Origin of the sequence: Streptomyces sp. NRRL S-337 (assembly GCF_000720175.1) — a bacterium.
GTDB classification, from domain to species: Bacteria; Actinomycetota; Actinomycetes; order Streptomycetales; family Streptomycetaceae; genus Streptomyces; species Streptomyces siderophoricus.
This window is the reverse complement of sequence record NZ_JOIX01000002.1, coordinates 366225-392805: the sequence shown is the minus strand read 5'-3', so window position 1 is coordinate 392805 and position 26581 is coordinate 366225. Positions and strand designations below refer to the sequence as shown.

The window sequence follows — 26581 nt, the reverse complement described above, 5'->3', positions numbered from 1 at the left end:
GGTGGGGGCCCTGGTGGGGGCGGCGGTTTTGGCGGGGGTCCCGGTGGTGGCTTCGGCGGGGGTGGTGGAGGCCCTGGCGGCGGCTTCGGTGGGGGACCCGGTGGTGGCGGCTTCGGTGGGGGACCCGGTGGTGGCGGCTTCGGTGGAGGCACGGGCTCCGGTACCGGGCGGCCTCCCACACATGAGCCTCCACCACACGAGCCTCCACCCCATGAGGAGGACGTCGCGGAGGGACCGTTCCGGGTGGTGCGGCCCGCGGACATGCTGGTCGTCGACATCACACTCGTGGGCCTGCACTTCGACGGCGCTCGCCACCGCCTCGTGCGGGCCCCCGACACGCCGAACGCGTTCATCCTCGTCGGGCTGCCTCCGCAGCACGTGGCGGAAGAGGTGCCCGATAACCTCAACAACGTCACTGCTCCCATGCAAGCAGTCACCGCCGGCTCCAGCCGGCTGGCCTTCTCGGTGCCGGCGGACATCAAAGAGCTGGAACTGTCGCTGGACGGGTTGCTCGACTGGGAGCGCCTGGTACCGCTCAGGGTACCGGACGGCCTGCAAAGCCCGGATACGCCGGGAACGACGGTCTTCCAGGGCGTCCCCAGAAGCATCATCGAGTTCCCCACCCGACTGTTGATCAGCTACGACGAGCCCGTGGACTGGTTGGGAGGGGCCCGACCCCAACAAGCCGACGGCCGCACCGCGTTGTGGCACGCCCGGTTGCATCCTGCACTGGACGGCGCCGGGCCCGGTGCACCGGACGGCGGCGTGAAGTTGCGGGCCTTCGCGATGGTCACGAATGGAGGAACGCTGCCCCCGGGTGCGCCGTACGTCGCCCCAGTCCTGGAGGACCTCGTCACCCTCACCAGCCGCATCCCGTTGGCCGGGGTAGGTGGGCCGCTGGAAGTCCACAGTGCTCCCTTGCACGCGGAGCAGTTCCTCCTCACCGCCATGGGTACTTCGGCCCATCTGCACGGTGCCTGGGAGCCGCTGTTGAAGCCCGCCCTCGACCGCTACAAGGAGGCAGGTCGGCGGGCTCCGAATCTGGTGGTGTACGACCACATCACCGGCCTGGGACGTGACCAGTACGTCCGCATCGTCCGCCACGGCCGCATGTCCACGGGCCATGAGGCTCTGCACGTTCAGGAGTACAGGCGGCTCTTCATCGCGCGTCCGGACGACGGAATCGTCGCCTACCTCCAGCGGGAGGACCGCATCATCATCAAGCAGCCGGAGATGACGTACGGAGCAGCCACCGGCTTTCAGCATCAGGGACGCGAGATGCCGTTCCAGGTGCTGCGCATCACCGACCGCGTCACTCCGGTGATCATCCCGCCCGACCTTCCTCCGGTTCCCCCACCGCCCCTCAAAGAGGACAAGCCGGAGCTCAAGGCGTTCTGGGTGATTCTCAAAGACACCGGCAAGGACCACGAATTCACCCTGATCGGCACGGATTCCGAAGGCCGCAAGGTGAGCTTCACCATGCCGCTGATATTCGTACCCGACGGACTGCCGGATGAGGACCAGCAGTTGAAGGACCGGTACGACCCGGCGAAGGAAACCAAAGAAAAGCTGGACCAGCGCCAGAGACGGGAGCTACACGGTCAGGTAATGGCCATGGCTGAGCCCCCGACCGGCGCTGCCGGCAGCACCAGTCACGCGGTCGGCTTCCTGACCTTCAAGCTCAGCCCGGAAGGTGCGCCCGTAGCGGGCCGACCCTATGTGTCGGCCGCGGAGGTCCGGGTCCCCGCCGTGGAGCAGTTCACCCCGAACGCCGGCGACCTCAAGGTCGTATTCAACGACACGTATCTGCGGCAGAAGATGGAGGGGCATCCGGCAGGGGGGTACCTGGATCTGACGGACCCGCTCAAGCTCACATTCGGGGCGGCGCAGGCGGGCGGGCTCTCCAGCCCCAACGCCGCTGTGAAGACGATCACCAGCCACGCAGGCGTCATCCCCGACGTCTTCCAGCCGGACCCCGCCACCGGTGCGATCACTGATGCGAAGGACATCGAGACCATCAGGAAGGCCTTCGGCGGGGCGCAGCTGCTCGGCATCGACCTCGGCCAGTACCTGAAGAAGCTCGTCAAGGACCAACTCGGCGCGTTGCAGCAGCTGGGCGACGACGAGATCGCGAAGATACTCGGAGACGCGAACCGGCTGCTGCCCGCGCCCGTGCTGCGCATGCGCGACCTGGCGGACGGACAGGGCAAGGAACTGCGGTACGTGTGGAAGCCGCCGCTGGAGCGACCCCCGGGCGGCCTGATCGACGTGTCCGGGGCTTCGCTGGTCCTGGACGCCCGGACCGTCCGGTCGAGGGACGCCATCGACAAATCCACGGTGCAGGGCAGTCTGACGCACTTCGCGCTGGATTTCCTGGGCATGGCCCGAGTGGAATTCAAGGAGCTGAGGTTCAAGACCGGCCCGGGGCAGAAGCCCGACGTGGCGGCCTCCGGTGTGGAGCTGAAGTTCCGCGGTCCCCTGGAGTTCATCAACACCCTCCGCAGCGCCCTGCCCGCTGAGGCATTCGGCCCTGGCGCGTACATCGACGTCCAGCCCACCGGCATCCGGGCCGGCTACAAGCTCGCCGTCCCAGCCATGCCCCTCGGCGTCTTCAACCTGGCCAACCTCGCCCTGTCGGCCGAGCTGGCGATCCCCTTCGACGGCCAGCCGGTCTCGTTCCGTTTCTCGGTCTCCGAGCAGAAGCACCCCTTCACCCTCACGGTCTCCCTGTTCGGTGGCGGCGGCTACTTCTCCCTGCTGCTCGACGCCAGCGGCGTGAAGGAGGCCGAGGGCGCCATCGAGTTCGGCGGCGCCGCGGCGCTGGACCTCGGGGTCGCAAGCGGCGGGGTATCCGTCATGGCGGGTATCCGCTTCATGCTCGCCAAGGGTGACATCAAGTTGAGCGGCTACCTGCGGTGTAACGGCTTCCTGACGGTGCTGGGCATCGTCACGGTGACCGTCGAGTTCTATCTGGAGCTCACGTACGAGAAGAAGGGCAAGCAGTCGATCGTCCGCGGCCGGGGCACCCTCACGGTCAGCGTACGGATCGCCTTCTTCAGCAAGTCCGTCTCGCTCGAACTGGAGCGGACCTTCGCCGGCGCGCCGGTCGACCCGACCTTCGCGCAATGCTTCTCGAAGGAGCAGGACTGGCCGGAATACTGCGCGGCGTTCGCCGCGTGAGCGAGCCGCGGGGAGACCACCATGGACTTCGAACAGCAGATCAACTGGACCGTTCTCCCCGCCGGGCTGACGGAGGACGGTACGCAGGTCAAGGTGTCGGTGTTCATCGCGCCGCGGCTGATGGGGCCCGCTCCGCCCAACCCACCCGACCCGACGAAACGCCTCATGCTGGGCCCCTTCCGCGATTTCCTCCACTGGCCGGAAAAGATCGAAAACGCCACTTTTGACTTTGCCACCGGCGCGGGCACCACCGAGCCCTCCACCTCCACCGAGGCGGACCAGGAGCCCAACACGACGCCCGCCCCCTCGACGCCCTTCGTCACCGGGCTGAGACCGCAAGGCCCGCCCCCCAATGCGCAGTTGTGGGCGAGCCTCTTCGATACGGACACGCCGCTCGACCCCTACGTCTTCGAAAGCCATACGAACAAGATCTGCGAGACCTACTCCACCAAGGAGGTCAGCACCTTCACCAAGGGCAAATACGCCGAAGCGGCCATGACATCACCCGAGGTGCCGCCCCCCACCGCAGACCTCGTGATGCCGCCGAGCGACGGCCCTACGAACGGCGGATCTACCAACGATGGTTCCACAGACGGTAGTTCGGCGAACGGCGGGTCCCCGAGCGACGGCTCAGGGAGCTCCGCGGGCACCGGCGACGTGGGCCCCAGGGACGAGCCCGCAGCGGTCGGCGACACCACCGCGGACGACCAACCACCGATGCCTCCGCAGCTCCAGAGCCTGCACAGCTTCCACTCGATCCCCATGCCGCCGCAGCCACCCACCGTGGTCGGCCAAGAACCGCCGCCACCACCGCCGCGACCCGAGAAGCACGATCCCGACTTCCACCAGATGCTCACCTGGCTCGGCGACCACCCCACACTGCTGCGGCATCTCGGACTCGTCCTGGACTTCCACCTGCCGGCCGACCTGCTCCCCGTCTCGTCAGGCCAGTTGTTCCTGAAGGTCATCCCCCATTGGGAGCCCGAACTGGGCAAGGAAGCGTCGCACGACGTGTCGCCTCGCACGCGCTATGTCTTCCTCCCGGACCGCCGCGCCTTCGCCCCCCGGGCCGGAGCACCCACCGACGGCCCGCTGACGCCACCCTCCGGCGGCCTGGTGCAACTCAAGGGCAACTTCACTCTCGAACCGGCCGACATCGACGCCGCCGCAGGCAAGATGGTCGGGCCGGCCAGTGACGCCACCGGACTCGCCACGGTGCGGACCCATGGGATCGCGCTGGTCAGGGACCAGCGTATGGAAAGCCTCCGGCAGGAGTTCGCCCGGGCCGCCGAGCATGACAAGGCGTTCACCCAAGTGGTCGCGCAACAGAAGGCACACGGCGCGCCACCCGACCCGCAGAATCCGGGAGCCGCCCCCCACGCCGCGGGCGACGAAGTGCCCGCCCCCGAACTGTTCGCCGAGAACCTGGTGCGCGGCCACCGGCTGGACATCTGGGACGAGACCCGACGACAGTGGTTCTCGCTGCATGAGCGCGAGGTGGAATACCGGAAGCCGCGCGGCGGACCGCTCCTGCTCAGGGCCTCCGACGAGGGCTTCTTCCAGGCCCACCTGCTCAGACCACCCCCCGAGGCGATGCACCCCGATCACCTCTACGTGCCCGAGCAACTGGTCACCTGGGACGGCTGGTCACTGTCCGCGCCCCGGCCCGGCCTGGTGCTGGACACCGATACGGGCTCGGTCGACGAGGACCGGCACCCCAACCAGCCGGTACCGCTCAACAACGAGGCACAGACGAAACTGCCGTTGGAAATCACGCCGAAAGTGCGGCGCGGCACGCTGCCCAGGCTGCGGTTCGGCCACGAGTACCGGGTGCGTATGCGCACCGTCGACCTGGCGGGCAACGGGCTGGAGAAGGCGGAGGCCGACGCCCTGGTCGACCTGACGGGCAACGGAACGGACGTGGCGGACGCCAAGAGACTGAAGGACCGGCAGGCCCTGCTGCTCCCCAAGGACGCGGGGTTGCTGACCTTCCAGAGGTTCGAGTCCGTTCTGGCACCCGCTGTGGTGGCCAGATTCCGGTCCGGGGAAGGCGCTTCGGAGTTCCGGATGGTGATCCGGAGCAGCCCGGGGTCCGACCCGCCGCCGGCCACTCCGGGGACGCCACAGATCATCGTCCACCTGCACCATGTCCAGCCCGGCATGACCAACGACGAGGTACGCATCGTCCAGCAGGCCCTCATCGCCCAGGGACATCCCATCCCGGCCGGCCCGACCGGATTCTTCGGCGAGCAGACCAGGGCCGCCTATGCGCAGGAGCAGGAAGCCCAGGGCTTCACGGGCGGCGCCGCCGACGGCAGCCCCGGCTGCAAGACGCTCACCAAACTCGGCCTCAAGCGCGGCTTCACCGTCGACTGCGACGACGGCGGCACCAGCCCCGGAACGGGAACCGGCACCGCGGCCGGCACCGGCGCCGGAATGACGGCGGAGCAGTACGCCGCGGACTTCAACCGGTCGGCGCTGGTCACCTCGGGAGGCCACGACCCGTACCGGGGAACCGACGAACGCCATGTGGTGGCACCGAAGGCGTCGCTGCGCTGCGTCGAGTGGCACGGGCTGCTGGACAAGGCCATCGGATCCACCGACCCGAACGTACAGAACGCCGGCTACGACCTGGCCGTACGGGAGAGCGGCTCGCTGAGCGACCCGTCCCAGCCGGACGTCGAAGTGGAGACGATCAAGTCGCCGGCGGCGGATCCCAAGAACCCGGCGAACACCGTTCTGCACACGGGCGAACAGGTCGAACTGCCCTACCTGCCGGATCCGTTGTCCACGGGCGCCGTCTTCCTGGACCTGCCGGGCATGCCCGACGGACAGCCCTTCGCGGTCGCCTGGGACGGCGATGTCTGGCACCGCCCGCGCTCCCTCAGGCTGCGGCTGGCCGAGGGCACCGCGCCGCCGCGCTTCGACGAGGCGTCCCGGGTGCTGACCGTCTTCCTGCCGAAGGGCGCCGTGGCGACCGTCCGGGTGTGCTCCAGGATCGACTTCGAAGAGAAGATCATGGGCCTGGCCGGGTGGTGCCGGGATCAGCAGGAATCGGCACCGAGGCTCGCGATGGAGGGTGAGGGGGAAGTGGCGGCGAGGAGGGCGGCGGCAGCGCGGCGCACCGACGACGTGCTGGCACTGGCCGCCGCCAGCCGGCACTGGATGTTCACCCCCTGGCAGGAACTGACACTGGTCCACGCGGTTCAACAGCCGCTGGAATCACCGGTGTTGACACTCGTCCAGGCGGATCCGTCGCGGCGTCCGCTCGGAGCGACCGCCGAGCACCTGACCGGGGCCATCACACTGGACGAGGCCAGTACAGACCGGGTCGACCTGATCGCCGAGTGGACCGAGGTGCGGGATGCCGGCGTCGAGGGCCGCGACACCCGCGAGATGACCGCCCCGGTCTTCGACCTGCTGACGGCGTGGGCGGCGAGCCAGAAGGGCGTCCCGGGCGCCGAACCCGCCCTCCTCCAGGACGGCGTCCTGACCTTCAACACCGAGGCGGCGGAGAAGAAGGCGAAGGCGGACGCCGAGGACGCGGTGGCGCACCCGGACAAGCACCCCACCCCGCCCGGGCCGCCCAACCCCGCCAAGCACGAGTTCGGCGACACCAAACACCGGACGGTGCGCTACCACCCGGTGGCCAGCAGCAAGTTCGCCGACTACTTCCCGGCGGAGTTCGCCACGCCGGGCAAGAACGTACTGACCGTGGCGGGGCAGCCGCAGGAGTACTCCGTACCGAGCAGCGCACGCCCCACGGCGCCCCGACTGCAGTACTGCGTACCCACCCTCACCATGGAGGAGATCAAGGGACCGCCCGGCGTCATCGTCCACCGCCGGCACGGTCGCGGGATCCGGGTCTACCTGGACCGCCCCTGGTACTCCTCCGGAGACGGCGAACTGCTCGGCGTGGTTCTCGGCGACCCGCCGGGAGGCGACCCGAAGTCCGTACGCGACGCCTGGGTCACCCTGATGGGCCGCGACCCCATTCACCGTTCCGCACCGGTCGTGGCCCCGACCCCGGAGATGTTCACCAATGCGGTGCAGCGGTCCCCGAAGCTCCCTCTCAACCCCCCTCCGAAGGACCCGTCTTCGGAGCCCCCGCCGATCGATCTCCCTGTAGTGGTGGTCGGCTTCACCCCGCAGTTCGAAGAGGCCGTTCCGAAGCCCGGCGATGACCCCGACACGGTCGGCCGGTGGTTCTGCGACCTGGACCTGGACACCGGGGACACCTGTCTGCCCTTCGTGCGGCTCGCCCTGGTCCGCTATCAGCCGGATTCCGTCTCCGGAGCCGAGATCTCCAAGGTCGTCCTCGCGGACCTGGTGCGCACCCTGCCCGACCGTGAGTTGCGGGTCACGCTCGGCGACCCGCTGTCGGTCAGCGTCAGCGGCCCTTCCTGGGATCCCACGGACCCCTCCGGTCCCCGGCCGCCACGGATCACCGCCACGCTGCAACGCCGGAACAGCCTGGTCGATGACGACGACCTGGGCTGGGTGAACCTCGACGACACCACCACCCAACTCACCTCGGTCGACGCGGAGTCCTCCCACACGCCCTTCTACACGGGCCGGATCCCGCTACCGCCCGGACGGCGCGGACCGCTGCGTCTGCTGGTCCTCGAAACCGAGGGCATCCGCGCCGACGTCCCCACGTCGCTCACGACGCCGGGCCCGGTGATCTACTGCGACACCGTCGAACTCCCGCCAAGGCCGGGCGGCCCGGGCGGCGACCACGGCGACGGTCACGACCACGGCGATGGTCACGACCACGGCGATGGTCACGACCACGGTGGGCCGGGTGACCACGGCCACGACCATGGTGGACCGGGTGACCACGGCGGCGGATTCGGCGGGTTCCGCCACGGCTGACCTGCGGCGATCTCACCGTTGACAGGCACGGACGCGCCTGCACGGGCACGGACGTGCTTACGGCCCAGAGGTTCATTACGCCTGAGGTAATCGACTCCCCGCGCGGCATTCCCGCAGGCTGATCACTACATCACCGAGCGCCACTCACTGACCGCCACTCACTGACGGCCATGCACTGACCACCACCTCACAGACCACCACCTCACTGACCACCACCTCACAGACCACCACCTCACTGATCCCTGCATCATTGGAGAGAGGACCCCACCGAACATGACGACCACCGCCACCACCGAGCGCACCCGGGCTGTCGTGGAGGAGTACCTTCGCCGTGCCGCCGGCGGCGACCCCGAGCACATCGCCGCCGTCTACGCGGAGAAGGTCGACTGGATGGTGGCCGAGAACCCGCGGGTGCCCTGGATCCGCCCCCGTTCCACCCGTGCGGACGTCGCCGGCCACTGGATCGAACTGGCCGCGCACACGGTCCCGGGCGAGGGTGCCTTCTCCATCGACGCGATCGTGGTGGAGGGCACGGACGCAGTGCTGACAGGCCACCTCTCGGGGACGGTACGAGCCACCGGGAAGACCTTCGAAGGACCCTTCGCGCTGCGGCTGTCCGTGGAAGACGGCCTGATCACCCGGCACCACGTCTACGAGAACAGCCTCTCGGTCGCCGAGGCCTGCACCCCCTGAGAGGCTCCCGTACGGTGTGCCTGACCAGCGGCGAAACCGGGTTGGTGGAACCGAAGCCGACGGTGATACTCCCCGCATGAGCAGAATCGCTGAAGTGATCGTGCTGGCGCAGGATGCGGACGAGGTCATGGAGCCGTTGACGCGGTACGACGACTCACGTACCTGGAAGGGCGTCTTCCACGAGATGTCCCCGGGCGGCAACTACGGGTTCGGCTGGGGCGCGGAGTTCGTGCGGCTGCGTAGCAGATCCGGGTTGCTGAGACATCTGGAGTCCTTGCCGTGGCCCCGGCCGGAGACGGTGCAGGTCTTGATACACGACGAGGAGGACGACTGCTTCGGGTTGTGGATGATCCACGACGGGAAGCTGGTCGAGATCCCTCTTCCGAGGACCCGGCGGGGCTTCTGGAGCGGGCCGTACGACGACGCGTACGCACCGGATCCTGGTGTCCTCTACCGCACGGACTGCCGTCCCATCGAGTGGCCGGAGGAGAGCGAGGGCGGCGACCGGTCCCGGCCGTCGGCCTGGTGAGGGAGCGAGGCGCGGGGCCCGGGTCCGGGGTCCCGCGCCACATCTGTTCTCCCGCGCAAGTGCGAAGGGCTGCCCGACGCGACCCGCGCGGAGTAGTGGAAAGGCTCCAATCCAAGATCGTGAACCCTGTGCCCGTCGGTGTCACGGTCCGTGTCGGTGCGGGGGAAGACTTGCCGAAGGTGCGCCGACCGGGCTCGGCGCCGCCGCCACCTTCACGTCCGAATGCTTCACGTCCGCATGACCTAAGGACTGACTGATCGTGACCGAACGCGTCATCACCCCACGTCATCGTGGCTTCCTCTTCCTCGACTCCCACCCGGCAGGCTGCCGGCGGCTGGTCGAGGACATGTGGCAGGCCGCCGTGCCCGGCCCTGCCGCGACGCCGACGGGGGACGGCCCGGTGGCGCTGGTCATCGGTTCGTCCGCCGGATACGGGCTCGCCGCCACCATCGCCGGCCTCCGGAGGGTCGGGATCCGCGGCGTGGGGGTCTGCTTCGAGAAGGGCTCGAGCGAACGGCGCACCGCGACGGCCGGCTGGTACCGCACCGCCGCGACCGCCGAACTCGCCACCCAGGCGGGGCGCGACATGGTCTTCCTGAACGGCGACGCCTTCGCCGACGAGATGAAGGACCAGGTCGCGGACCTCCTCAAGCAGCGGTTCGGCGGCCGCCTGGACCACCTGATCTACTCCGTCGCCGCGCCCCGCCGCACCGACCCCGACACCGGAACCCTCCACGCCTCCGTACTCAAGCCGATCGGCCAGGCCCACCGCACCAAGACGCTGGTCTTCGACGACCAGGGCGCGGGCGAGATCAAGGAGGTCGAGACCCACCCGGCCGTGGGTGACGACATCGAGCAGACCGTCGCGGTGATGGGCGGCGCCGACTGGGAGCGGTGGATCGACCACCTCGCCGACCGCGGCCTGCTCGCGAACGGGTTCACCACCGCGGCCCTGTCCTACATCGGGTCGCCGCTGACGGCCGCGATCTACCGCCACGGCACCATCGGCTCCGCCAAGGCCCACCTGGAGGCCACCGCCCGCACCCTGACCGCGCGCCTGGAAAAGCTCGTCGGCGGTCGTGCGGTGACCTCCGTCAACGGCGCCGCCGTCACCCAGTCCTCCACCGCCATCCCAGGCATCGCCCTCTACGTCGGACTGCTCCGCGGCGTCCTCGGCGAGGGGATGGTCCCGCCGCTCGCCCAGCTGACCGACCTGTGGGACCGGCTCACCGGAGCCCGCCCCCTCGACCTGGACGAGGAGGGCCGCGTACGCCTCGACACCTGGGAGCTGGCTCCCGACGTCCAGACCGCCGTCGCCGAACGCTGGCAGGCCGCCACCACCGACAACATCGCCCAACTCGCCGACCTCGACTGGTTCCACGGCGAGGTCCAGCGCCTCTACGGCTTCGCCGTCCCCGGCGTCGACTACACCGCACCCGTCGCCACCGACGTCCCCTGGCCCCGCCACGCGTCCTGAACCCCCTCAGCGGCCGGTGGGCCGGTGCACCCGTTCACCGATAGGTCGGTGTCGGTGTCGTGGCGGCGATCAGATGGTCGACGACGTCGGGCAGGCTGTGGCGGCGCTGATATGCGACGCGTTGACGGTCGGCGCCATTGCCCACGGCCCGCAGCCGTGACCACCCGGAGCGCACCAACCCAAGGTCGCCGTACGCACGCAGCGCGGGCCGGATCCACGTCAGGAGCCGGTCCACCCGGGCCACGGCCGGGACCAGGCGGCTGGTGGGCAGATCGACGCCCTGTCCGGCCAGGCCGTCGCGGGCGGCACGCCAGCAGGCCGCGCGCAGCAGCTCCGGCTGCGGACGCGGTGCCGGTTCCGCTGCGTCGATGGCCGTCAGCGAGGTCGCGACCATGGCCCTGACGATGGCCGAGAACAATACGGTCTCTTCAGCGGTGGCGACCGCGTCGGCCACCCGGATCTCCAGGGTCGGCACATGACTGGAGGGCCGGATGTCCCAGTACAGGCCGCCACGGTCCATGACCGCTCCCACCTCGATGGCGCGCCCCACGAGGTCGTGAAAATGGGCCGGAGAATCGAAGTACGGCGGCGGACCGGAGACCGGCCAGCGCGCCAAGGTCATCACGCGCCAACTGGCATAGCCGCTGTCCCTGCCGTTCCAGTACGGCGAGTTGGCCGTCAGGGAGATGAGGGCCGGGATCCAGGGCCGCAGATGATTGCTGACCTGGAGCGCCCGGCCCAGGTCCGCGATTCCCACATGAATGTGGCAGGCGCAGGCGGTCTGCTCGTCGTCCAGGGCACGGAAGGTCGCGACGCTCCGCGCGTACCTGGTCCCGTCCGAGATGGGAGGCGGAACCGACTGCCCGAGAACGGGCGAACCGCTGGAGACCACGCGCAACCCTTGACGCCCGGCGGCATCGGCGACAACGGCCCGCATCGACCGGATCTGGTCCCCGAGCTCCCCCACCACGGTGTGCGGTTCGGTACGTGCCTCCACCTGATAACACGTCAATTCGGTGCCGACCCGCTTCCCGAGTCCGGAAGAGGACGCCTGCGCCACCACCTTCTGGCCCTGGGCACTCACTTCCCGGGTCACCGGATCGACCAGCAGATACTCCTCCTCCACCCCCAGGGTCAGCGGGGCTTCGGTGGCCGCTGCGGCAGGGGGCCGGCCGCGGCCGACGGGGACGGGAAGGTGGCGATTCGCGTTCGCAGGGCGGTCAGCTTCGCTCTCCACGCGACCATAGTGCACGAGAGGCGAGCCAACCCCGCCTGGATGGACGTGAGTTAGCCACTCGGCCGACATCAAGCACCGTGTCGTGTCCGGGACTCGTCCGACTCGTCGACGTCAAGTGCGGCCGTGCGGAGAGCGTTCGCGACGTGCGTGATCTGTTCGGTGGGTGGCTGCGGGAGGCGGGCCAGCAGCAGGCGACGTTGTTCCTGGGGGCCGCCGCGTACCGGCAGGACGCGTACACCAGGCGGTGCGGCGGGGCCGAGCGAGGCGGGCACGGTGGTGAGTCCGCAACCGGCGGCCACCAGGCCGAGCTTGGCCAGCCAGTCACGGGCGGTGTGCGCGATCTCGGGACGCTCGTCCAGGCCCGGCCAGACTCCCATCAGGCGGTCCTCCCCGGAGGAGGGGCCGGCGATCCAGCGCTGCCCGCGCAGGTCGGCGACATCGACGAAGTCGCCGCGGGCGAGTGGATGGGTGGCGGGCACGGCCAGGCACAACGGTCGTTCGGCGAGCGTCTGCAGTTCCAGCGGGGGAGACTCGGCGTCCGGCGGGCGAAACGGCGGCGCCGCCGCCAGCAGGGCCAGGTCCAGGCTGCCGGCGCGCAGGGCGCGTACCAGGGACGGGGTGGTGCCCTCCCGGCTGACGAGGTGAATGCCGGGGGCGGTGCGCCGCAGTGCGGTGAGGGCTCGGGGCAGGAGAACGGCTCCGGCGCTGGGGTACCAGCCGAGCCGGACCGTGCCCGCCTGCCCGGGCAGGCCCGACAGCTCGCGCGCGGTCGCGTCGATCTCGTCGAGCACGACCGTCGCCCGACGCATGACGACGCGACCGGCCGCGGTCAGCCGTACGCCGTCCCGCCTTCGCTCCAGCAGCTCCGCGCCCGCCACCCGCTCGATCGCCGCGATCTGCCGGGACACCGCCGACTGGGTGTAGCCCAGCGACGCCGCGGCCGCGGTGAACGTCCCCTGCTCCGCCACCGCGCGGAAGACGCGCAGCGCCGTCAGTGACACATCGGTGAAGTCCATGATGATTACGCATACTAGCCATGCCCAACTTTCGTTGGACTCATGGAGCGGCGGTTTCTACCGTTGCCTGCATGAACGCTCCGCGAATCGCCCTCGTCACGGGCGCCAACCAGGGACTCGGCCGCGCCCTCGTCGAAGGACTGGCGGCCCGCATGAGCCCCGACGACCTGGTGCTGCTCACCGGCCGCAGCCGGCAGCGCGTCGCCGACGCCGCCGCCGAGGTGGCCCAACTCCCCGGCATCCGCGGCCGGGTCCAGGGCCGGGTCCTGGACGTCACCGAAACCGAGGCCATCGAGGCTCTGGCCGGCGAGCTCCAGAGCCAGTACGGCGGCGTCGACGTCGTCATCTCCAATGCGGTGGCACGGGTGCTGCCCGAGGAATCCCAGGCAGCCCGCGCCGACGAGTTCATCGACGTCTCCAACACGGCCACGCATGCGATCCTGCGTTCCTTCGGGCCCCTTCTGCGCCCGGGAGGCCGGCTGCTGGTCGTGGCGAGCAGCCTCGGCACCCTCGGCCACCTCGATGCGCGACTGCACCACCTCTTCGACGGGGCGAGCCTGGAGCAGGTCGAGTACGCCGTTGAGTCCTGGCGCAGCGCCATCCACCAGCGGACGGCGGAGGAGTCGGGCTGGCCGCGCTGGCTGAACGTGCCGTCCAAGGTGGCCCAGGTCGCCGCCGTCCGCGCGGTCGCCGCCGAACGCCGCGCACACGACCTCGCCACCGGCACCCTGATCGCCTCCGTGTGCCCCGGCATGGTCGACACCGCGACCTCCCGCCCCTGGTTCAGCGACTACAGCCAGGCCCAGTCACCCTCCGAGGCCGCCCAGGCCGTCCTGGACCTGGTCCTCGCCGAGCACGTCGACCCGGCCCTCTACGGCGAGTTGATCCGCTTCGGCAAGGCGCTGCCCTGGTACGGCGGGACACCCCTGGTGGAGCAGGACCGGATCCTCACGCCCTGACCGCCGGGCGTCGTACGCGCCAGGCGGGGATGATGGGCCCGGGGGGATGAGAGGCCAGGCGGGGGATGATGGGCTCGGCGGCGGCCCATGATCCGACTCTCCCGCACTGGAAGGTGGTCCATCGATGTCGATGTCGATGTCCGTACCGAGTCTGCTCGGGGTCTTTGCCCATCCTGACGACGAATCGTTGTCGGCGGGCGGAGTGCTCGCCCGGCATGCGGCGGCGGGAGCGCGTACCGGAGTCGTCACGGCGACCTGGGCGGCGGGCACCCGGCGTGCCGCGGAGTTGGCCGAGGCGCTGCGCGTACTTGGTGCCGGCGAGCCGCGGATGCTCGGCTTCGCCGATGCGCGCGTACCGCAGTCGGCGCCGGACAGCGTGCCCTTCATCGAGGCGCCACTCGACGAAGCCGTGCGGCGGTTGGTGGCGCACCTCCGGGACTTCCGCCCGGAGGTGGTGGTCACGCATGACGCCTACGGTGGGCTGCCCGGTCACCCGGACCATGTGCACACCCACCGGGTGACCGTGCTCGCGGTCCAGGCGGCCGGGCTCGACCAGCTCTACCCGGACGCCGGCGAACCCTGGCAGCCGAGCGCGCTCTACCTGGCCACCCACCCGCGTTCCGTGGTACCGGCGTTGACGGAGGTGATCGGGGTGCGCAAGGCGGTGTACAGCGTTCCCGACGAACAGATCACCGCGGCCGTCGATGTCGGCCCCTGGCTGGAACAGAAGGTCGCCGCCGTCCTGGCCCATCGCAGCGAGGTGGAGCGGGGAGCCATGCCGGGTGTGATCGCCGGGCTCCCGGCGGAGGGCAGGGAGCGGCTGTTGTCCACCGAGTGGTACATCCGCCACAGCCCCGCGCCTGTGGTGGCTGCTCAGGGAGTGGACAGCCCGGGCCCGGCGCAGTGGACGTTCTTGGCCGGTGCGCAGCCCTCGACGAGGTAGGGCTTGGTGTCGAAGGGATAGAGGCGTCCCAACCGGCCAGCGCATCGCACGAGCATGCGCTGCGCCTTTCGTAGCGAAAAAGCAGGTGAAGAAACCAACTGTCACTGGTTACCTTTGGCCACCGTGCATTTCCCGGTCCGGAGAAGACACCGGAGAAGGCAGTAGAGAAGGCTTGAGGCGATGAGGACACGCACCCTGAGGTTCGGCTTGTACGCGGATGAGCAGGGGCTGGCCTGGGTCAGGGGAATCATCGGCGAAGCTGCCGGTTCCCGGAGCGCCCGGATCCTCGGCGAGGCCGTCCACCACACCCTTCCCGGAAGCGATATCACGACCGCCGACATGTACGACCTGCTGGCAGACCAGTGGGCCTGGGAACACCCCGGTCAGAACAGCGGAACGCGAGAACTCGTTGAGCTGCGCGTCCAGTTGGCGTGCTCCCTGCGGACCTGGCGCGCGATCCGCAAGACGGTACTCAAGACCATGTGCCCGGAAGGCATGGCACCGCACGCCTGCCGTGTTCCCTGGTTCGCCGCCTGAGCCATCCCACGGTGTCCGAGGCGTGGGTCAGCCTCAGCGCCTCAGCGAGGTGCCGGCCATTAATGCCCCGCCCGAGAGGTGCCGAACCAATAAGACCGCCCGACCAATACCACCGCCCGACCAATACCAGCGCCCGACCAATACCAACGCGCGACCAAAAGCACCGTCTCGGAATGGTGGCAGTAAGCGGAACGCTAACCGTCGGCCCACCCTCGCATGGGCTGGATGGCTGGATGGCTGGATGGCTGGCTCTGCACTCAGCACTCTGCATCCGCGGGCGTGACAATCCGCTGTTTACCGAGTGCTGTCAGCCTGCCGGGATTTCCTCCACCCAGGCGACCGGCTCGGCTGCCTCAGGACGGTCGATATCGCCGAAGCGGACTTCCACACGGTGTTCCGAACGCGGCATGGTGAACAGCACAGCACGCCAGTCGGACGGCACCTCTGGGCCGTTGTGGGGAATGCTCTGGACGGCTGCCGTGGCCGGCACGTACAAGAAGTAACTGCCTTCCCCGGTACGTGCTGCGGCCGAGGTCAGACGGAACAGCGCATGCCCGTCCCACGTGTCGGAGAAGTTGCGTTCGACATTGCACAGCAGGAACGAGCCCGCCGTCGATGGTGAGCAGGTGAGGGGCTGACGAGCCGGGTCGGCGGCCACGGCGGGTTCGACAGCCGCTGACACGGTCAGCAGGGCGGTAAGCCCAGCCACCAACAGGGACGCGCTGCGGCGAAATGCACTCATGGACGTCTCCTCCTCGGGATGCGGACATAAGCATGCGGCCATAGGCCTGTAAACATAGGCCTGCGGCCATAAGCATGCAGACATAGGCCTGCAGACGTAAGCATGCGGGCCTCAGCCTAGGCGCGCTCTTTTGGGCGTCGGCCAATTCGGGCCAGCGTTCCCTCGTGTGCCGGAGCGAGAATGGCCGACGTGTTATCCCGATCCTGCCGAGCCGTTGATGTCCCGTTAAATTTTCCGGCATAGAGTCGCCTTGCGTGCGTAGGGCGCGCAAGGGACTGGTGGGTCCCTAAGGCCGTTCTGGGTGGGGCCCGTGCTCCCGCCCAGAACGGTTCCGGCACGCGCGACCAAGCGGCACGGCAGGCCTGGGCCGGGCGCCGCTCCTCACCCGTGCGACGGGCCACACACACTCCTCGGCGATTCGGCCTCCTCAACGATGCCCGCGCCGCTCTCCCTCAAGACGTGCCTCCACGGGTCACCAGCGCCGCGCTTCGCGGCTGTGGTCTCCGCTAACCGGTATGCCGGAAACGATTGCGGTACTCCGTCGGTGTCGTGTTGAGTCTGCGGCGGAATGCCCGGATGAGTGTGTCGGTCGTATGGAAGCCGCAGGCGGATGCGATGCGTTCGAGGGTGTCATCCGTGGACTCGAGTCGGTTTCGGGCCACTTCCACGCGGGCCGATTCGAGGTAGGCAGCCGGCGTCATGCCGAGCTCGGTCTTGAAGATCCGGGTCAGTTGGCGTTCGCTCACATGGGCGTGGTCGGCGAGATCGGCGACGGTGAGAGGTTCGGCGAGGTTCTGCGTGATGTGGTGGCGGAGATCGTCCATGCGTCGCGTGGTGGAGACGGGGTCGATCGGGACGCTGAACTGGCTCTGGCCGCTCGGGCGCTTCAGGTACATCACGAGCTGCCGGGCGACACGAAGGGCGATGGCCTCGCCGAAGTCCTCGGCGACCAGGGCGAGTGAGAGATCCAGGCAAGCGGTGATGCCCGCGCCGGTCCACACGTTCTGATCGCGGATGAAGATCGGGTCGGCGTCGACCTCGATCGCAGGATGATCGGCGGCGAGTTGCTGCGCGGTCGACCAATGGGTCGTGGCGCGCCTTCCGTCCAGCAGCCCGGCGGCTGCGAGGATATGCGCTCCCACGCAGACGGAGGCGATGCGCCGCGTCCGGCCGGCGAGCGTCCGCACCCACTGGACCACCGTGGGGTCGGTGAGGGCCTGCACGCGGTGCTGGTCGTCGACCTCGACCGAGCCCGGAACCATCAGGGTGTCGATGCTCCGCGCCGACGCCTCCTGGAAGGTGATGTCCGGGAGGATGCGCACCCCGGCCGAGGTGGTGACGGGGTCCATGGTTTCGGCGGCCAGCACGACGTGGTAGCCCGCCGCGTCGCCCGTCTCCCGTTGCAGCAGTGCGAAGACCTCGGGGGGACCGGTGACATCCAGCAGGTCGACGCCGTCGAAGAGGAGGACGACGATGAGTCGTTTGACGTTGCTGTTGCTGTTGCTGTTGCTGCTGTTGCTGTTGCTGTTGCTGCTGCCGCCGCTGCTGCCGTCGCTGGTGGTGGTGCGACTGCTGTTGTTCGAGCTGGTCGAGCTGCTCAAGGGGTCTCCGCCGGGTTGGCAACGGTGATGCGAGGCAATGCCAGGCGCTGCGCTGCGCTGCGATGCGACGCGATGGCGAGGCGATGTGATGCGAGACGAGACGAGACGTCCGATGCGATACGAGCCGTGCGAGGGGAACGAGGTGAGGTAAGCGCATGTCTGTATCTGCAAGTTACATGACATTGCCGCCATGTGGGGCGGCTCCGTAGCGTGGGCTGTGCCACCGCGCGGCGACCCGAACCTTCGAAACCCACCCCGAGAAAGTGCAGCAATGTCTACGACAACTCTGCGGGAACTCAACGGATTCGATCAGACGCCGGCATCGCTGTCCGCTGCGACACTGATCCTGATCGACTACCAAAACACCTACACCCGTGGGGCGTTGGAGCTGGCGGGTTGGCAGCAAGCTCTCGACGCCGGGGCCACGCTGCTGGCCCGAGCCCGAAACACGGGGACGAAGATCATCCACGTCATCAACGACGGCGGTGAGGGAACTCCGTACGACATCCGCGCGGAAATCGGCCAAATCCACCCACGCGTGGCGCCCGTCGAGGGCGAGCCCGTCGTCGTCAAGCCCACGCCCAACGCGTTCCACGACACCGACCTGGGTGACCACGTCGATGCCGCCGGGAACAAGGACGTCATCATCGCCGGGTTCATGACCCACATGTGCGTGGTCTTCACCGCCGCCGGCGCGTTCCTGCGCGGCAACCGGCCCACCGTCGTCGCCGACGCCTGCGCGACGCGGCCTCTGCACACGCCGGCGGCCGACGTATCCGCCGCACAGCTCCACCACGGTGCGCTCGCGACGATCGCCGACCTGTACGGCGTCGTCGTCCCGTCCGGCTCGTCGTTGAGCTGAGGAAGAGGGGCGGGGGCGGCGCCGCGCCGGCGCCGCCCCCGGTGGCTCGTCGCCCTGACAGGCGGCGGGTCTCCCCACGTACGCACCCATACGGTCAGCAGCGTCAGGTGCGGGTGCAGGTGCAGGTGCAGGTCAGGTGCTCGGTGAGGGCGAGGGCCGGATCTGCAGGCGCCAGATGACATCGATGCCCGTCTCGTGCGGGGTCTCGGGCCCGTCCGGCAGTCGGACGCGCTCGATTTCGGTGAAGCCCAGGCGCCGGGCGACGGCCCCACTGGCGGGGTTGGCCTCGTCGTGATGGATCTCGATGCGGTCGATGCCGGGCAGTCGGCGTCCTGCGGCGACCAGGGCACCAGCGGCCATGGTGGCCAACCCCTTCCCCGTCCAATCAGGGTGGAGCCAATATCCGATCTCCAGCCCGCCCGGCCCGATCCGGCGCATCAGACTGCAGCTGCCGGCCTCCACACCGCCCGAGGTGATCGCGTAGTAGTACGTCTGTCCCGCCGCCCACTCCTCTTCGCACCGGGCCAGGAACTCCTCGCCCTGCTTCCGGTTGTGGCTGGCCGCGAAGGGCACCCAGGCGAGCAAGTGGTCACGTGATTCGTCGACCAACCGGTCCAGGATCTCGATGTCGTGCGTGCGCCAACGGCGCAGCTCGACCTGGCCCGAGCGGAGGATGGCAGAGGGGCGGTCCATGGTCCGAGATCCTGACCGAGTCACGTCACCTCAACAACGCATTTATCAGTGGTCGAGGCGCTGGCGACTGCACCGAGCCACCGCCTGGGCGCCACCCACTACGGCATCCGCGTTCAGAGAGTGTCCAGCCACGCGATCAAGCGGTCGCCTTCCTTCACCATGATCTGCGGGTCCCGCAACGCGTTGGTCAGCAGGGACATCCCTTGGTACGCGCCCACCAGGGTCAGTGCGAGTCCGTCGGGATCGGTCAGGCCCAGCTCCCGGAACTGGCTCGCCACCCAGTCCAGCAGCAGCCGGATGACCTTGCCCGCCTCCTTGTCCAGCCCGCCCGCTGCGCGCTTGTCCAGCTCGGTGGCGAGCGTCCCGGTGGGGCAGCCATAGCGTGCCGCGAGGTCACGCTGCCCGACCCAGCCCCGTACGAGGGACTTGAGCCGCTCACGCGGATCGGGCAGCCGGTCCAGCTCGCCGGTGAGGGTCTCCAGCTGACGCGTGTGTTCGGTGAGCGCCGCGGCGACCAGTTCGTCCTTGGTCTTGAAGTAGTAGTAGACGTTGCCCACTTGGACGTCGGCGGCGCGCGCGATGTCGGCGATGGTGGTGCGTTCGGCGCCCTGCTGGTGCACCACTTGGGCAGCGGCGGCCATCAGACGCTGCCGCTTGGCACCGGCGTTCTTCGCTCTCGCACTCTGTGAGTTGGTCACCCGACTAACTATAGGCCGGGGGATGTGCTACGTTCTCACCAGTGAGTCAGTCAACTAACTAACTAACGAACTAACTAGCTGGCTAACTGGCGAACTGACTCGCTTCGCGGGGTGTGCCGAGTGCCCACCTGAGTCACTTACTCACTTACTCACTCACTCATCTATGGGGGTCGTCGTGATCGTCGTTACGGGCGCTACGGGCAATGTGGGACGGACACTGGTACGGATGCTGGTCGGGGCGGGGGAACGGGTCACGGCTGTGGCCCGCCGCATCACCGAGGCTGATGTTCCTCAGGGCGTGCGCGTGGTCGCCGCGGACCTGGGGGACGTCGAGGGCTTGCGACCCGCGCTCGACGGGGCGGAGGCGGTGTTTCTCCTGGTGGCCGGGGAGGATCCGCAGGGGATCGTGGAGGCGGCCAAGTCTGCGGGGGTTCGGAGGCTCGTTCTGCTGTCCAGCCAGGGAGTGGGGACCCGGCCGGAGGTCTACGCGCATGCGGGCAGATTCGAGGCGGCGGTGCGCGGATCGGGGCTGGCATGGACCATCATGCGCTCCGGCGGTATGGCGTCGAACGCCCTGGCCTGGGCGGAGCCGGTCCGGCTCCATCGCACCGCCGCCGCTCCGTTCGGTGATGTCGGCCTGCCCTTCATCGACCCGGACGACGTCGCCGCGGTCGGCGCCGCCGCTCTGCGTGAGCAGGGGCATGACGGCGCGACGTACAACCTCACCGGACCGGAGCCGGTCACCCCTCGCGAACGCGCGGCGGCGCTCGCCGAGGCGCTGGGGGAACCGGTCCGTTTCGTGGAGCAGTCCCGCGAGGAGGCGCATGCGCAGATGGCGCAATTCATGCCGTTGCCGGTCGTCGAGGGCACACTGGCGATTCTGGGCGAGCCGACCCCGGAGGAGCGGCGGGTCAGTCCCGACGTCGAGCGGACACTCGGACGTCCCGCGCACGGCTTCCGTGAATGGGCCGCGCGGAACGTCGCCGCCTTCCGGTAGATCGGTCCTCGGCGTCTATGTCGTTCCTTGACATGTGCGCCCTGGCGTTCCTGCCCGGGACGCCAGGGCGCACCGGCAGCGTTTCCCGTGGCCGCCCGGGTCGGGTGCGGTGGTGGATCACAGGTTCCCCGGCTCCAGGCCGCAAGCAACAGGCCACCCGGCGCGGGACGTCATCAGCTGCCGGAAGCCGCGCGGCCACTCTCGCCCAGTACCTGCGCGTAGTGCGGGTTGTGCATCACACCGAGGATATTGCCGAACGGGTCGAGCACCGCGCCGGCCCGGAAGTCGCCGTAGTCGCGCAACGGCTCATGTTCCTTTGCGCCGAGCTTCAGCAGCCGCGCCATCACCGCGTCCACCTCGTCCACGTGCCAGTACGCGACCACGCCGGCAGGCGCAGACGGAGTGCGCGAGATACCGAACTCCTGCAGGTGGTCACCGAGCCGGAACTCGATGTATTCATCGCTTACGAAGTACCGCTCCACGCCGAGGACTTCGCTGTACCAGGCACGGGCGGCGTCCAGACTGTCGGCGTGATAGCGGATGGTGGCAAGTCCACGGAATGTCGTCATGCAGCTCAGCCTGACACGGATCTAGGACGGTTACTGTCCTCGATGGGAAACCGTCCTGGATTGGCTTGGCCGTACATTTCGGCGGAGACCATCTGCTGGTTTTCCACTGCCGGGCGCACAATGACGCGTCCGACCCCCAGTTGTCTGACGGCCGGCTCGTACCCCGGTACTGGGACGCTCCGCAGCCGCCGTACCCGCGGCCGTTCTGGCGCGTGCTGCTCCAGAGGCATGCTGTGCTGCCGGCCGCGGAGGCCGAACCGTCCCTGGTCCCCCTGCCCTTGACGCTTCATCCGTTCACAGACACCCCTGAAGGGCAGGGTCCTGGCGCCGGGTTCTTCAAGGTGGGTGGTACGCCCTCCTGGGCCCAGGACCCCGAGTACTACACGTGCGGGTGCGGCGCGGACCTGGTGTACGTCTGCCAGGTGCCGGAAGGGATGGAATTCGCCGTCCATCCCGGGCTACCAGACCGGCGCGCCGGGCCCGGGGCGCTTCCCGCCGCCGGTCATGTGGGATTCCGCAGCGTCTGCCGAAGCCTCTCGAAAGCAGTGGGCCGCAATTGCCCTGGGAGGAAGTCGCGAATGCGACGGGCGCATTCCTCGGGTGAGTGGAGACCACTGTCCACGTCGAGGTCGTGCAGTTCGTGGGAGTGCACCTGGTCGTACTGCATGGCGGCCAATCCCGGCTGCCGGTCGCCCCGTTCGCGCTCGCGGCGCTCCAACTCGGGCAGCGGGCAGCGCACCGCGATCAGGATGGTGTCTTCGGGCACCAGCACATCGAGGAGGTCCAGCAGCCGCCAGCGGCGGCTGAGTGGATAGTCGACGATGAGGTTGTTACCCCCGGCAGCCATGCCGGCGACCGCACGGTGAAAGCCCTTACAGGTGCGGTCGATCTCGGCCTGGAGATCCTCGTCGGATATCGGTCCCTTGCAGCGCATCGCGTGAAAGGCGTCAACGGGCAGGTGGAACCAGGTGCCGTCGAGCATGTCGAGAAGTGCCTGGCGATGCTCGACTTGCCTGAGCTGGACGTACCGTTGAGCAGGATGACTTTGCCGCCGGCCGGGGTGTCGGGAATGCGTGTATGGGCCGGGTCGGCCGTGCCTGGAGTAGCTGCCTCCCGAACGGCGGTTGCCACGCGGTCGTCGTTGTCGTCTGCCATGTCGTCGCCCCTCGTGCGGAGTTGACCTCAGCTGGTTCGCGCCTGTACGTGCTGTGGAGCGTATGGCGTGTCCGAGTGTGATCATGGCATGTGCCTCGTGCCACCGACGCGGCCGGTGCCGACCCGATCCTGATGCTGGGCACCCTCGCCAGTGCGGTGCACCAAGGCCGGGCACGAGCGCCGTCACGGTCCACTCGGGCGGTGTTGTCTCGTGCACGTGTTCCCAGGCGAATCGCCGACGCGCCGTGGCTGGATCCGGCGGGCGCTCTGGCATATCTGCGGCCGACCCGGGATCGTTGTGACATGAGCGATGAATGCCCCGATACGGACGAGCTGCGGGACGCGGTCCGCGAGCTGGCCGAGGCGTTGGAGACGATGTTGAACCTCCTCAAGGCCGACGCGGTACCCAGGTCTCCCGAAGCGCAGCGTCTGATCAGGCAGGCCCTCCCCACTCTGGAATCCGACGACCTGCTCACGAATCCGCCCCCCGCCGGTGAGCTGCTTGCCCAGGCCATTGCCATCAACAAGATGACCACCGCTGCGCGGGAGCAGATCCTTGACGACGAGGTCGCTGCCTCTCCCGTGCCGGATCACCCACCGCTGTAACGGAGGTGGGGTCGTACGGGAGTGGGCTGTACCGGACGACGAGCGCCACGCTCCTGGCAACCGGGAGCAGCAGCAGCCGACGTCGTCTCGCCGCCGCCATGCGCCTGAGCCGAGCAGGAGGCTATTGCCAGCGGTGGCCGGTCGTCACTGCGGACTCTCCTCACCGTTGCTGGCCTCACCGTTGCCTGTCCTCACTTCAGCACCACTTCGATGCCACGATCTTCGAAGATGTGCAAGAGAAGCGCGAACGGGGTGGCGGCGTCCTCGGTAGCGTCTTCGGCGGTGTTCTCGCCGGTGTTCTCGGCGGGGTCCTCCTGAACCGTGGGATGGTTCACCAGGTGGGTCCGGGCGACGGTGGAGTGCTGCCAATTCAGGGTGAACGGAGGAGTGGCGCCCCAACGTCCTCTGAGGCAGTCGTCCACGGCATTGAGATTCCACCCGAAATATCCGCCCGGGCCGTTGACCGCCTCACCGAGCGCGCAATAGAAACTGTCCAGGTCCACGATGTGCCGACCGTCCAACGTGAATACCGTCCCCGCGGGGGCATCCGGAATTCCGCGGCGTTGGTAGCGGTGCGACCACAGAGCAACTGACAGCCATGCGCGTCGACCAGCAGCATCGAGTTCCTGCCACAGGCCCGTACGGGTCAGCCGACCTGCACGGATCAACTCCCAGACCCAGGCCGAACCGGGCATGGCCTGGTCGCACCACATGCGCACCGTGACGTCGACCAGATCCGCCCCCGTAGGCGAAGGCCGGACGGAGAGCACGGTGACGTCGTTCACGAAGTAGGACCCCATGCTGACGCCTTCGGCGTCGAGCACATCCAGATACGCGTTTCCCGCAACCGCGCGAAGCCCGCCGACATGATCAAGCGAGGCCAACAGCCCACCCTGCGGCGCGCTCCCCACGAATTCAACCTGACGCCAGCCCTCCTCCTCCAAGGGAGAAAACAACCCCCTGGCGTCCTGCGCAAAGCCCCAGAAGTCGTTCTCGTCTTCCTCGCCGGTGAGGGCGTATTTCTTCCCTAGGCTCAACTGGCGGCCGGACTCCCCTGAGTTACTCACAATTGACCGATCCTACAGAGCCTGAGACGTGACCGGCGAGCTGACCAATTGCCGTAGAGCGGGGAAGCCCTATGCGCCGTCGGTGCGCCCGGCGTTTGCGGAGGTGTGGTGTTCGTCTGCACAGGTGGGGTGTTCGTCGGCACAGGTGGGGCGTTCGTCGGGGTGCTGGTGCTGCCCGGAGCCGGCCGTGGTGGGGGAAGAGGAAGACGGCTTGACCAGCGCGCCGAGGGCAAGAGGGGCGCCACGCCGGGCAATGGCGATAAGGACGGTGTGCTCACCGTCCCGGCATTCGATGACGGCTGCGTCGTACTTGAAGGCCTGCTTCCAGAACTGAGGGTCATCGGGTCGAAGCGCTCGGACGTGCTGCACGACCAGCGTCTCCGGAAGCGTTCTGCGGGCGACGCGCCCATCGGGATCCGGTGTGGTGGCCGGCCGGCCATCACCCACCACCAGGTGGTCGAAGCCGTCCACGCTGTAGGGAACGTCTCCGAGTACGGCCGCGCGCATGCACCGCTTGTCCGTCGGCGGAACCGGAACGATGCTGCTGACGGTCGCGGCAGCGCGGTTCGTGCGTCTCTGCTGGCACCAGGCGCACAGTGCGCCCAGGCCCGCGGCCGGCAGCACAGCGGCTGCCGTGATCAGAAGGGCGTTCGGTACGTCGCGGCCGACCATGCTCCCGAGAATGCCGACGCAACTCACCACGGTCCCTGTCACCACAGCCACGGTGAGCTGCCAGAGCCTGTTGTACGTGGTGGAGGTATAGCGGCAGCGGTGCCACCAGACGAGCCACCACACCATCAGCGCGAAGGGCAGCAGAAAGAGGCCGGCGCCCAGCGGGAAGCGCCAGTTGCCCTCCGGAGACTCCCAGGTCTCCTGAGCGGCGGCACGGAACCGCACGGTGCGGATCTCACCCCGCCAGTACGTCAGCTCCACCTCGTCACCGGCGCGCACGCTGTCGTAGACCGGTTCCGACCCGTCCATCCGCACGCGCCGCGCACGCCGCTCGGTGTCTGTGCCTCGTTCGGTAACGAGGAGCCAGTGGTGGACGGTCTTGCCACTGGGCTCGTCCTCCGTGCCGTTGACGGTTGCCGGAACCGTCGTCGTGCACGCATCCGACCGGGAGCCAGTCGGGCAGGGGGGCGCCGTGGCATACGCGTTCCTCTCCGCCAACTCGCCCGGCACGGTGGCGAACAGCCCTGCCGACAATAGGAGGAGCACCAGACCAACGCCGACCGGCAGCAGGAACCGCCACCCACGCCGAGCCCCTGATTCCCGTGAATCCCCTGATTCCCGTGATTCCTGGGACATCCGGTCTCCCATCCCCACCGCCCCCACGCGCCCTCAACGGTCGCCTCGTCGACATTGTGCGCCTGCAGCCTTCACCCGAATGTTCCGAGTGTCGCTGCATGGCCATCCTCCAGCCCTAGTTCGTGATCTTCATGGCTCGGTGGGGACGAGCAACCCCTGAGATGTTCACTTCCTGCGGCTCGGGCTCCACTCGTAGGACATGGGAGCCGTCTCGATGACCTCGCTCGGCCAGACCTGCCGCACTTGGCTCAGTCGGGCTCGGTGGTCCTGGATCCAGTCGTCCTGAGGCCGGATCCAGAAAAACGTGGAGAGCCGGTCGGGGTCGTGGATGGTCACTCCCACTGACTCGTCCTCGTTGAGTTGAATGCCAAGCTCAAGGCCCCGCCCGCCGCCTAGACCCGCGTTGCCGCGTGGTACCAGCCGTTCGAGCTCCTCTTCCCAAGTGGAGAGATCCTGCTGGAGGAGATAAAGCTCAAGGCGTGCGTCAAGGAAACTGGTGGACACCAGGACATCGGCACGCAAGGTGTCGTGACCAGTCAGGACGCCGGGCTGGGAACGTCCAGTGATACGGACGATGCACCGGTCGCCGTCGGTGTCTGCCAGGTGAATCAGGTCGACCGGTTCCGGCTCTCCCATAGTGCGCCTCCGTAAGGCCTTGGCTGGTGCGAGTAGCGTGCATCCTCTCCCACGAGCCGCGTACGAGCGGAGGCGCCCCCAACGACCCGTTCTCTGAGCTGAGCTGATCTGATCTGAGCTGCACTGCACTGCACTGCGGGACAGGGCCCGTGCGTGACGTCGGCTCGACGCGCCACCTGCTGACCGCGCGATGCCTGGCCT

22 protein-coding genes and 1 pseudogene are annotated in these 26581 nt (G+C 68.6%); 11 read left to right on the top strand and 12 right to left on the bottom strand.

The window, feature by feature from the left end; translation table 11 throughout:
• Positions 1 to 183, bottom strand: a pseudogene (locus IG62_RS48300) (hypothetical protein); the annotation flags it as partial.
• A gap of 60 nt (positions 184 to 243) precedes the next feature.
• Here IG62_RS48300 and IG62_RS0104115 point away from each other — a divergent pair.
• The 5 genes from IG62_RS0104115 (at position 244) to fabV (ending at position 10754) form a co-directional block, all read left to right on the top strand.
• Complete coding sequence (locus tag IG62_RS0104115; protein ID WP_030797660.1) at positions 244 to 3180, top strand: hypothetical protein; 2937 nt, start codon at positions 244 to 246, stop codon at positions 3178 to 3180.
• A gap of 21 nt (positions 3181 to 3201) precedes the next feature.
• A complete protein-coding gene (locus tag IG62_RS47675) occupies positions 3202 to 8055 on the top strand; it encodes a peptidoglycan-binding domain-containing protein (protein WP_030797658.1) in 4854 nt (1617 codons plus the stop codon).
• Positions 8056 to 8328: 273 nt separating this feature from the next.
• A complete protein-coding gene (locus IG62_RS0104105; protein WP_030797655.1) occupies positions 8329 to 8748 on the top strand; it encodes a nuclear transport factor 2 family protein in 420 nt (139 codons plus the stop codon).
• A gap of 76 nt (positions 8749 to 8824) precedes the next feature.
• Complete coding sequence (locus tag IG62_RS0104100; RefSeq protein ID WP_051797531.1) at positions 8825 to 9277, top strand: hypothetical protein; 453 nt, start codon at positions 8825 to 8827, stop codon at positions 9275 to 9277.
• 259 nt (positions 9278 to 9536) lie between these two features.
• The gene (fabV, locus tag IG62_RS0104095) at positions 9537 to 10754 is read left to right on the top strand and encodes an enoyl-[acyl-carrier-protein] reductase FabV (RefSeq protein ID WP_030797650.1); all 1218 of its coding nucleotides are present in this window, start codon (positions 9537 to 9539) and stop codon (positions 10752 to 10754) included.
• A 34-nt stretch (positions 10755 to 10788) separates the two neighbouring features.
• On the opposite strand, the gene IG62_RS0104090 is transcribed toward fabV, so the two are convergent.
• Both IG62_RS0104090 and IG62_RS0104085 read right to left on the bottom strand, forming a co-directional pair.
• Positions 10789 to 11991: a carboxylate-amine ligase gene (locus IG62_RS0104090; protein WP_234326249.1), complete on the bottom strand. Its 1203-nt coding sequence runs from the start codon at positions 11989 to 11991 to the stop codon at positions 10789 to 10791.
• Between the two features lie 68 nt (positions 11992 to 12059).
• Entirely contained in the window at positions 12060 to 13007 is a 948-nt protein-coding gene (locus tag IG62_RS0104085; protein ID WP_037837711.1) for a LysR family transcriptional regulator, read from the bottom strand.
• A gap of 71 nt (positions 13008 to 13078) precedes the next feature.
• Between IG62_RS0104085 and IG62_RS0104080 the strand changes: the two genes are divergently transcribed.
• The 3 genes from IG62_RS0104080 (at position 13079) to IG62_RS0104070 (ending at position 15446) form a co-directional block, all read left to right on the top strand.
• A complete protein-coding gene (locus IG62_RS0104080) occupies positions 13079 to 13966 on the top strand; it encodes an SDR family NAD(P)-dependent oxidoreductase (RefSeq protein ID WP_030797645.1) in 888 nt (295 codons plus the stop codon).
• 136 nt (positions 13967 to 14102) lie between these two features.
• Positions 14103 to 14909, top strand: a complete 807-nt coding sequence (locus IG62_RS0104075) for a PIG-L deacetylase family protein (protein ID WP_051797558.1) — start codon at positions 14103 to 14105, stop codon at positions 14907 to 14909.
• A 180-nt stretch (positions 14910 to 15089) separates the two neighbouring features.
• On the top strand, positions 15090 to 15446 hold the full coding sequence (locus IG62_RS0104070) for a hypothetical protein (RefSeq protein WP_030797641.1): 357 nt from the start codon (positions 15090 to 15092) through the stop codon (positions 15444 to 15446).
• Positions 15447 to 15753: 307 nt separating this feature from the next.
• Here the strand turns inward: IG62_RS0104070 and IG62_RS0104065 are convergent, their stop codons facing one another.
• Together IG62_RS0104065 and IG62_RS0104060 are read right to left on the bottom strand one after the other, a co-directional pair.
• Positions 15754 to 16188: a hypothetical protein gene (locus tag IG62_RS0104065; protein WP_030797638.1), complete on the bottom strand. Its 435-nt coding sequence runs from the start codon at positions 16186 to 16188 to the stop codon at positions 15754 to 15756.
• Positions 16189 to 16694: 506 nt separating this feature from the next.
• Positions 16695 to 17663: a GlxA family transcriptional regulator gene (locus IG62_RS0104060; RefSeq protein WP_030797636.1), complete on the bottom strand. Its 969-nt coding sequence runs from the start codon at positions 17661 to 17663 to the stop codon at positions 16695 to 16697.
• A gap of 397 nt (positions 17664 to 18060) precedes the next feature.
• Here IG62_RS0104060 and IG62_RS0104055 point away from each other — a divergent pair, with 397 nt between their 5' ends.
• The gene (locus IG62_RS0104055; protein ID WP_030797633.1) at positions 18061 to 18651 is read left to right on the top strand and encodes a cysteine hydrolase family protein; all 591 of its coding nucleotides are present in this window, start codon (positions 18061 to 18063) and stop codon (positions 18649 to 18651) included.
• A gap of 132 nt (positions 18652 to 18783) precedes the next feature.
• Here IG62_RS0104055 and IG62_RS0104050 read toward each other — a convergent pair whose 3' ends face one another.
• Complete coding sequence (locus tag IG62_RS0104050; protein ID WP_030797631.1) at positions 18784 to 19344, bottom strand: GNAT family N-acetyltransferase; 561 nt, start codon at positions 19342 to 19344, stop codon at positions 18784 to 18786.
• A 113-nt stretch (positions 19345 to 19457) separates the two neighbouring features.
• The gene (locus IG62_RS0104045; protein WP_051797529.1) at positions 19458 to 19985 is read right to left on the bottom strand and encodes a TetR/AcrR family transcriptional regulator; all 528 of its coding nucleotides are present in this window, start codon (positions 19983 to 19985) and stop codon (positions 19458 to 19460) included.
• Between the two features lie 232 nt (positions 19986 to 20217).
• On the opposite strand from IG62_RS0104045, the gene IG62_RS0104040 reads away from it, so the two are divergent.
• Positions 20218 to 21039: an SDR family oxidoreductase gene (locus IG62_RS0104040; protein ID WP_030797627.1), complete on the top strand. Its 822-nt coding sequence runs from the start codon at positions 20218 to 20220 to the stop codon at positions 21037 to 21039.
• Positions 21040 to 21212: 173 nt separating this feature from the next.
• On the opposite strand, the gene IG62_RS0104035 is transcribed toward IG62_RS0104040, so the two are convergent.
• Positions 21213 to 21608, bottom strand: coding sequence for a VOC family protein (locus tag IG62_RS0104035; RefSeq protein WP_030797624.1), 396 nt, complete (start codon positions 21606 to 21608; stop codon positions 21213 to 21215).
• 502 nt (positions 21609 to 22110) lie between these two features.
• Positions 22111 to 22848, bottom strand: a complete 738-nt coding sequence (locus IG62_RS41360; protein WP_324604606.1) for a phosphotransferase-like protein — start codon at positions 22846 to 22848, stop codon at positions 22111 to 22113.
• A 218-nt stretch (positions 22849 to 23066) separates the two neighbouring features.
• On the opposite strand from IG62_RS41360, the gene IG62_RS0104025 reads away from it, so the two are divergent.
• Positions 23067 to 23369, top strand: a complete 303-nt coding sequence (locus IG62_RS0104025; RefSeq protein ID WP_030797623.1) for a hypothetical protein — start codon at positions 23067 to 23069, stop codon at positions 23367 to 23369.
• 191 nt (positions 23370 to 23560) lie between these two features.
• On the opposite strand, the gene IG62_RS0104020 is transcribed toward IG62_RS0104025, so the two are convergent.
• From IG62_RS0104020 to IG62_RS0104010, 3 genes are all read right to left on the bottom strand, one after another.
• Positions 23561 to 24436, bottom strand: a complete 876-nt coding sequence (locus IG62_RS0104020; protein ID WP_234326247.1) for a barstar family protein — start codon at positions 24434 to 24436, stop codon at positions 23561 to 23563.
• 69 nt (positions 24437 to 24505) lie between these two features.
• The gene (locus IG62_RS0104015) at positions 24506 to 25417 is read right to left on the bottom strand and encodes a hypothetical protein (RefSeq protein WP_199812403.1); all 912 of its coding nucleotides are present in this window, start codon (positions 25415 to 25417) and stop codon (positions 24506 to 24508) included.
• Between the two features lie 492 nt (positions 25418 to 25909).
• A complete protein-coding gene (locus IG62_RS0104010) occupies positions 25910 to 26380 on the bottom strand; it encodes a DUF5959 family protein (RefSeq protein WP_030797616.1) in 471 nt (156 codons plus the stop codon).
• Between the last annotated feature and the right edge of the window lie 201 nt (positions 26381 to 26581).